The organism is Micromonospora sicca, from assembly GCF_003172935.1.
In the GTDB taxonomy this organism is placed as follows: Bacteria; Actinomycetota; Actinomycetes; order Mycobacteriales; family Micromonosporaceae; genus Micromonospora; species Micromonospora sicca.
In genome coordinates this window covers 1-7483 of record NZ_QGKS01000466.1, presented here as the reverse complement: position 1 = coordinate 7483, position 7483 = coordinate 1, and the positions used below count along the sequence as shown (strand labels likewise).

The following is a 7483-nucleotide window of genomic DNA, read 5'->3' as shown; positions in this document are numbered from 1 at the left end:
CCTCACAGCCCAGGTCAGGCCGCCTATCACCGACCCTGATCGGCTCCAGACACACCCTCATGTGTGGGGTATCCCCCCAGGGGCCGCCCATGCGTAGACCGCTGCCGGCCCCGGACCCGCTGCTGCGCCTGCAGGCGAGCATCACCGCCCGCGACGACCGCCTCCTCGGCTGGCTCTACGACCACGGAGTGCTGACCACCGACCAGATCGCCAGCGCGCTGTTTCCGTCGTTGGACTTCGCCCAACGACGGCTACGCCGCCTCACCGTCCTCCGCGCGACAGACCGATTCCGACCCAACCGAGCCGATGGCGGCTCCTACCCGTACCACTACGTCCTGGACCAACTCGGCTACGACCACGTCCACGCCCAACGAGGACTCGGACCACCGCGCCGGGACCAAGCCCGCCGCCGCAAACAGTCCCTGACCGCGCGGCCCGACCTGCCACACCTGCTCGGCGGCAACCAGGTCTTCATCGACCTCGCCACGCACGCCCGCACCCACCCCGACACCAGCTTGGACCGCTGGCATCCTGCCTCAGCCTTCCACGACCCAGGGGTGTTCTACCGTCAAGGCGGCAACCCGCAGATGATGGTCCACGGACCAAAGGGACTGCCCCGCCCCGACGACGCCGGGGTGTGGACCGAGCGCGGACGGTCCGTGCCGTTCTTCCTCGAGTACGACACCGGCCGCGAACGCCTCGACATCCTCACCGAGAAAGTCGCCAAGTACGAACGGCTGTACGCCATGAGCAACTGGGCGTGGCCGGTCCTGTTCCACCTACCCTCCGCCCGCCGCGAGGCGAACCTGCACCACCGCCTCGCCGGCATCGAATTAGACACCGTCATCGCCACCACTACCATCGAACTGCGCCTCGCACTCGGCGCCAGTCCCGCCGAGCAGGTCTGGCAACTGACCGGCCGCACCGCCGGCCGCCACCGCCTCATCGACCTGCCCTACACCGACACCCACCACGACGACGAGTTCCCGACCCACACTGCGGCCACGCGGGAACGAGCGGGCAGCCTGATGGCCCAGGCCAGGTGGGGCGTCACGCGGCGTGCGAGGCCGACACGCCGCGTGACGCGCCCGCCCCCGCACCCCTGGGCGGCCGTCGACCGCCGTACGGCCCTACCGGGCGAAACAACGGCGCGGACGGCACACAGCCAGCGCCAACATTGGCAACCACGCCGGTACTCACCGATCTGTCAGCGCGGCGCTCCGGTGACAGGCCAGCGACCGAACCGCGCATACTCACAACAGCCACCGCGACGCGACAGATCGCGTGAGTGGCGACCCCGTTCGCTTCCGCAGCCACTGGAGGTACCCTCCGCGGCCCTCGCCCCTGTCGTCGGGGTCCATCGCTGTCTGAGCGAGCGGCACGACCCGGCGATCAACCCTGATGCCAGTTCCCACGAGAAGGAGTTGCCGATGACCCGATACCTCGACCTCACGCCACGAGCCGTCCTGGGAGGGACATGGCCACACGCCGTGACCAGCAATCACGCGCGAACACACCACACCCATCGCCGGCGGCCAACCTCACGAGGACATCCGCCGACGAGGCCCCGACCGCGCACCCCGACACCGAGCCCCCGACCCAGCCGGGGACGCTGTCGATGGCCCGCTACCTGACCGACCCCAAGACCGAAGACGAAATCCAAGCCCTCGCCGCCGAAGCCGGCCTACCCGACATCGACCAAGCCGCCAAGCTCGCCCGACTCCTGCGCCTGCACCACCAGCCCGCCGCCCCACCACACGCCGCATGACCTGCGCCCGCCCACTGGGCGGGCGCAGCCGCTGCTACCGCCAGCCCGAACTCGACAGGCCGGGCGGACTGGAATCACGCCTCGCCGAGGTCTACTTCGCCGTGCAAGTCTCGGCGGTGACGTCCTGCACAGGCCACTTGACGCTAGGCGCCGATCGATCGCTCATACACGGCGCGATGCTTCCCCGGCCCCTTGAAGTCGTAGACCACGGACACACCCACCTCGGTAGTGTCTCCGGGAACGTTGCTGAAGCCCAAACCGAGCCACGCTCTGTGCGCGGCGTGGTTGTCGGGTTCCGAGGTGAGGAAGAGGCGCCGGCATCCCCAGAGAGAGCCTTGGCGGTGAACTTCTTCCACGAGCGCCCGCGTGACCCCTTGACGGCGGTGGCTGGGGTGCGTCATCACGTCTTGCAGGTAGATCTCTGATGGGTCGACCTGGCTTCGGAAGGCGATCACGCTGCCGACGACCTGCCCGTCGGGGCGGCTGATCGACCTGGCCCGCCCGGTGGCCGTCCTGTTCGTCTCGGTCCTGCACTTCATCCCCGGCGACGTCAACGCCATCGTGGAACCCTTCCGCGCCGCAATGAGTCCCGGCAGCGCCCTCGTCCTCTCCCACGCGACCTCCGGCACGGCCACCAGCCAGACCGAGGAGGTTCAGCGGCTGTACCAGCGCACCCCCACTCCACTTCAACTCCGCGACCTCGCCGAGGTCCAGGCACTGTTCGGTGACTTCGCCATGGTCGCGCCCCAACCCGGCGCAGCGCCGCGTCCGGCCGGCGCGGCACTCGTCCCGGTATCTCACTGGCGCCCCGACCCCGAGGACCACCTCGCGGTGGAAGGCCTGCCGGCGAGCCCCTTCCTCGCCAGCTTCCTCGCCGGGGTTGGCATCAAAAGAGCAGCTGTCATGACGGAACAGCCAAGGCCAGAACCGGCCGGACAACAGGCATCCCGGCGAACGGGCAGGCGCTGATGTTCATCGGACTCGCCGGACCAACGGGCGCCGGCAAGACCACCCTCGCACAGCGACTAGCCGAGCGTCTCGGAGCGCGTCTGATGCGCGACCCGTTCGTCGAAAACCCCTTTCTCCCGAAGCTCTACGCCGCGGGGAAGACCCGCCCCGTGGCCCTGGCTCTCCAGGTCGAGTTGGCCTTCCTGGCGCTGCGCGTCGCTCAACTTCGCGAGATCGACGACCTGCTCACCCACGGCACACCCGTCGTGGCGGACTGGTCCATAGCGCAGCAGGTCATCTTCGCCCACACCACCCTGCCGCCCGACGACGCCAGTCGAGTGAGGAAGACCTGCGCCACCTGGAGCGACGCCGCCGCACGACCCGACCTCCTCATCGCCCTGACCGCACCGGCGCCGATCCTGGCACGCCGGATCGCGCAACGCGGCAGGCCCATGGAATTCGCGCTGTCCACCGCCTACCTCGAACACCTCACCCAAGCCTTCGACACACCGCTCGGTGACTACGCCAGCCGAATCATCCGGCTCGACACCAGCGAATTCGACGCCTTCAACGACGAAGACGTCAACGCGCTCCTTGCCCGCCTACCAGCCCTGGAGAGGTCATGACCGAAACCGACGTCGCACAGCCACGCACTGCCCACGCGCCTCCGTGCAGCAGGGTCATGATCACCGGTCCAGGCCAGGTCGAGATCGTCCGCGAGCATCTGCCCGCACTCGGCCCCGACGACGTCTACGCCGAATCGGTCGTCTCTGGCATCAGCCACGGCACCGAGATGGCCTGGGTGGCCGGAGACGCCGCCGCGCTACACCGGTCCTGGGACCCGCAGCGACGCATCTTCCTCGACGGCGCCGGACGGGACTTCCCGGTAGCGCCGGGCTACGAGACCATCGCACGGGTCACCGCCGTCGGCGAGGCCGCTGTCAGCAAAGTCAGCATCGGTGACCTCGTCACCCTCGACCGCCCGCACGGCACCGCGCACATCATCCCCGCGGACGCCGCCATCGCAAGCCGGCTACCGGCCGGTGTCGACGCCGAACGCGCCGTCTTCTTCATCCTGGCGCGGGTCGCCCTCGGCGGCGTACACGACGCCGAGGTACGCCTCGGCGACACAGTCGTCGTAGTCGGGCTCGGCACCGTCGGCCTTCTCGCCGGCCAACTCGCGCGACTCTCCGGAGCCGCCAAGGTCATCGGAGTGGACCGCTACCCGCTGCGCCTGGACACCGCCGACTCCCTCGGCATCACACCCGTGCACGCCGCCACCGACGACGACATCGCCGTACAGGTCCGCAAGCTCTGCGGCCCGCAGGGCGCGGACGTCGCCATCGAAGCCTCCGGCTCCTACCGCGGCCTGCACGAGGCGATCCGCTGCGTCCGGGTAGGCGGCCGGGTCGCAACCGTCGCCTCCTACCACGGCGATCAGAACGGCCTACGACTCGGCGAGGAATACCACCGCAACCGCATCACCCTGGTCTCCTCCATGACCGTCAACGGCTGCCCACAGCGCGCCCACCCCGCCTGGGACCTGCCCCGACTCAGCACCTCAGCCCGAGACCTGGTCATCAATGGGCACGTGCATGTCGACAGCCTGGTGACCCAGCGCTTCCCCTTCAGCGAGGCGGCCAAGGCATACCACCTGATCGCCCAGCGCCCCGAGGAGACCATCAAGGTGGTGCTGACCTATGACAAGTAGCAGCCACGACGTCCTCAACCCCGTCGACGACCGATACACCCCTCCACCCTGCGGCGAACTTGACGAAATCCGCGCCACCCTCGACGACGGCCGCCTCTCCGGCGGCGCCCCCGTCCTCGCCATCTACGAACACGCGCTCGCCAAACGCTTCGGCGCCCGACGCGCCATCGCCGTCAACTCGGGAACCTCCGCGCTACACGCCGCGCTCATCGCCCTCGACGTCCGACCCGGCACGGAAGTCCTCGTTCCAGCCACCGCACCCCTGCCGACCGCCATGCCGGTACTCACCTGCGGAGCGGTACCCGTCCCCGTCGACACCCTGCCCGAATCCCTCGCCCTCGACCCCGCCGACATCCAGCGCAAGCTCACCGGACGGACCCGCGCCGCCATCACGCTGCCGCTCTGGGGCTACCCCAACGACGAGCGGGCCAGCGCAGACCTCCTCGCCCAGGCCGGAGTGCCGGTCATCGAGGACGCATGCCAAGCCCACGGCACCCGAGTCGGCAACCAGTTCGCCGGCACCCACGGCGCAGTCGGCTGCTTCTCCACCCACGACCGCAAGCTCCTATCCACCGGCGAGGGCGGCTTCGTCCTCACCAACGACGAGGAACTCGGCGAGCGCATCGACTGGTACACCCACCTCGGCCACATGCGCGGCACCACCCACGGCGTCAACTACAAGCTCGCCGGCCCCCTGGCCGCCATCGGCCTGCGCCGACTCAAGCTACTCGACGGTCAGCTCGACCGACGCCGCCGCAACGCCCAACGCATCCTCGCCGCCCTACCCCCGGGCGGCCTGCTGCGGGAACTGCCGTACGGGGTCCAGGACAAGCCGAACTACTACAACCTCGTCCTCACCATCAAAGACCGCACACCGCAGGTCGCCGCCGCGTTCGAAGCCGCCGGACTCCCACCCGACTCGATCCGGTGGCGCTACCGGCCGCTGTACCACCAGCCCATCTTCCAGCCCTACGCCAACCAGTGCCCCAACGCCGAACACCTCGCCACGACCACCGTCCAACTCCCCGTTCACCCCGGAATGACGGACGCGACCGTAGCGTGGATGGCCGACCGCGCGGCCCAAATCGCCCAGGGAGAAACCAGAGCATGATCCGCCATTTCACCAGCTCAGCCGTCGTCTTCAACGACGAAGGCCACGTCCTGCTCGTGCACCACAACAAGACCGACCTGTGGCTGTACCCCGGCGGACACATCGACCCCAACGAAGACCCCGCCGAAGCGGCACTCCGCGAAGTACATGAGGAAACCGGGATCATTGCCGACATCCTCGGCCCACAGCCGTTCCGGCACCCCGCCGTACGCAGCATCCCGAGCGTTCGCCATCATCGAAATGGACATCGAAGACCGCAAGGCCGGACCACACCGACACATCGACTTCGTCTACGTCTGCCAAGCCACCGGCGGCAACCTGACAGCCCAAGTCGAAGAAGTCGGCGGCGCGAAGTGGGTACCCGTCGAGGACCTGGCGGCCCTCCACACGCCCGCCGAACTCCCTGCTCTCATTACCGAGGCTGCCCGCTTGATCCCTCAACCGGCTTGAGGAGCTCCGGAACGGAGAACTAAGCGGAGGACGCCATAGGGTCTACCCGGCGTCCTCCGCGATCTCGTTGGTACTGGGGCTCCCTGCCCAGCACCGCACCGTCCGATCGCAGATAAAGCACTCCCTGGCCAGGATGAAGACCTGGAATATCCTGCACAACATCGCCCTCTCCGGGTGGACAACCAAGTCGGCGCCGGGCAATGCTTTCACCCAGTTACGTGACGGCCCTTAGCTGCGCCCGGAATCGGCGGCCTCGGCGAGTTCGCATTCGTCCACCCATCCGGCAAGTAGGCTCAGCGCCGAGAGTCGCTCAAGGGCGTCCTGCTCGCCAAGCTCACCAATACCATGCGCTGCGGAGTTGCGGATGGTCATCTGAACGCCGGGCGCGAACTGCCGCAGCCCGGCGTTCATCGTGGTGATGTCTCGATCAGTCGGGTTTCCGGGCCAGCGCAGTCTCGGTTTCCCAGGTTGCGGGTCCTTGTCAGAGAACGCCTCCTGCCAAAGCGCGGTCTCGGCGATGTCGTTGCGCCCGGTCCGGTTCTTGACCATGAGGACGACTGCCTCGGCGGAGGCCGTCACCGCTTGGCGGAAGTGTCCGTCACGCCAGAGACGAGCTGCCGCACCCCACACAGTCGGATGCATGGCTTCAGCGCCCACACTGGGTGGACGCTCCGCTTCCGCTTGCATAATCAAGCCTTCGAGGCGACCAATGGCGTGATCACATGCATCGAGGATGTTGGCCGGCTCTAGGACAGGTTTCGGCTGGGTGATCGTCGCCCAGTTCCGGATGGGGTCCACCGTCCCAATGCCTTGGACAGTGATTGCGATACCGGTCAACGGCGTCGCGCTGACCGCCAACCCGGCAGCCCTGCCCACCCGTGTCCGCCGACGCTCAAGCTCCTCGGGGTCAGTGTCGTCACGCACGAATACGGCAGGGGCGATCCCGCGTGCCACGCCGCCGAAGCGACCTGGTTCCCCGTTGAGAACGTGCAGCTCGAGGAAGGCCGTCAGGGCATCACGGAAGTCCGCGACCGCTTGGGCGACGGATCTCAAGTACTCGGGGTTCTTCCTGGCCTCCATTCTTGAGATTGTTTCACCCAACTGTCCAACTCGGCCGGTACGCCACGCGCACGCTCGGGCGGATATTTCGACCGATCAGTGGTGCCGAATACTCGCAGGTGTGGTTGGGCCCACCCAACGGAAGCCCCGGCGCTGGGCCAAGCGGTGCGGGTCTGGGCGGCAACTCGTTGCTTCCGGTCAGTGAGCCTTTCCGCGTAACGGGTCGTGGCGTTGGGTGATCAGGTTGTGCGGTTGTGGTCGAAGTGCAGGAGTACGAGGGCTGCCGCGGTGATCCTGCCGATGCTCCAGGGGCAGAGGCTGACGTTGCGCAACGCTTTGAAGGTGGTCTTGAGCAGGGAGTTTCCGCGTTCGCCGATGGCGCGGACACCGTTGTGGGCTCTGTTGAACTGCTGCTGCACGTCGGTGCAGGCGCCGT

General features: G+C 68.0%; 9 protein-coding genes and 2 pseudogenes. 8 read left to right on the top strand and 3 right to left on the bottom strand.

Annotation, left to right across the window (positions count from 1 at the left end; translation table 11 throughout):
- Window positions 1–89: 89 nt before the first annotated feature.
- Window positions 90–995 (top strand): annotated as a pseudogene (locus DKT69_RS34525) (replication-relaxation family protein); the annotation flags it as partial.
- Between the two features lie 623 nt (window positions 996–1618).
- Window positions 1619–1768, top strand: coding sequence for a hypothetical protein (locus DKT69_RS40420; RefSeq protein ID WP_236648535.1), 150 nt, complete (start codon window positions 1619–1621; stop codon window positions 1766–1768).
- A gap of 143 nt (window positions 1769–1911) precedes the next feature.
- Here DKT69_RS40420 and DKT69_RS34515 read toward each other — a convergent pair whose 3' ends face one another.
- Window positions 1912–2307, bottom strand: a complete 396-nt coding sequence (locus tag DKT69_RS34515) for a GNAT family N-acetyltransferase (RefSeq protein ID WP_236648532.1) — start codon at window positions 2305–2307, stop codon at window positions 1912–1914.
- On the opposite strand from DKT69_RS34515, the gene DKT69_RS34510 reads away from it, so the two are divergent.
- From DKT69_RS34510 to DKT69_RS40410, 6 genes and pseudogenes are all read left to right on the top strand, one after another.
- Window positions 2219–2737, top strand: coding sequence for an SAM-dependent methyltransferase (locus DKT69_RS34510; RefSeq protein WP_438361904.1), 519 nt, complete (start codon window positions 2219–2221; stop codon window positions 2735–2737). The genes DKT69_RS34515 and DKT69_RS34510 overlap by 89 nt on opposite strands.
- On the top strand, window positions 2737–3342 hold the full coding sequence (locus tag DKT69_RS34505; protein WP_109805579.1) for a deoxynucleoside kinase: 606 nt from the start codon (window positions 2737–2739) through the stop codon (window positions 3340–3342). Before DKT69_RS34510 ends, DKT69_RS34505 begins: the two co-directional genes overlap by 1 nt.
- 56 nt (window positions 3343–3398) lie before the next feature.
- On the top strand, window positions 3399–4427 hold the full coding sequence (locus DKT69_RS34500) for a zinc-dependent alcohol dehydrogenase (protein ID WP_109805578.1): 1029 nt from the start codon (window positions 3399–3401) through the stop codon (window positions 4425–4427).
- Window positions 4417–5538: a DegT/DnrJ/EryC1/StrS family aminotransferase gene (locus tag DKT69_RS34495; protein ID WP_109805577.1), complete on the top strand. Its 1122-nt coding sequence runs from the start codon at window positions 4417–4419 to the stop codon at window positions 5536–5538. Before DKT69_RS34500 ends, DKT69_RS34495 begins: the two co-directional genes overlap by 11 nt.
- Window positions 5535–5678: pseudogene (locus tag DKT69_RS40415) on the top strand (NUDIX domain-containing protein); the annotation flags it as partial. The gene DKT69_RS34495 and the pseudogene DKT69_RS40415, both read left to right, overlap by 4 nt.
- A 100-nt stretch (window positions 5679–5778) precedes the next feature.
- Window positions 5779–5988 (top strand): NUDIX hydrolase, encoded by a 210-nt coding sequence (locus DKT69_RS40410; protein WP_236648536.1) that lies wholly within the window; start codon window positions 5779–5781, stop codon window positions 5986–5988.
- Between the two features lie 228 nt (window positions 5989–6216).
- On the opposite strand, the gene DKT69_RS34485 is transcribed toward DKT69_RS40410, so the two are convergent.
- Both DKT69_RS34485 and DKT69_RS34480 read right to left on the bottom strand, forming a co-directional pair.
- Complete coding sequence (locus tag DKT69_RS34485) at window positions 6217–7068, bottom strand: TIGR02391 family protein (RefSeq protein WP_109805576.1); 852 nt, start codon at window positions 7066–7068, stop codon at window positions 6217–6219.
- Between the two features lie 218 nt (window positions 7069–7286).
- A partial coding sequence (locus DKT69_RS34480; protein ID WP_146231287.1) for a transposase family protein occupies window positions 7287–7483 on the bottom strand: 197 nt, incomplete at its 5' end.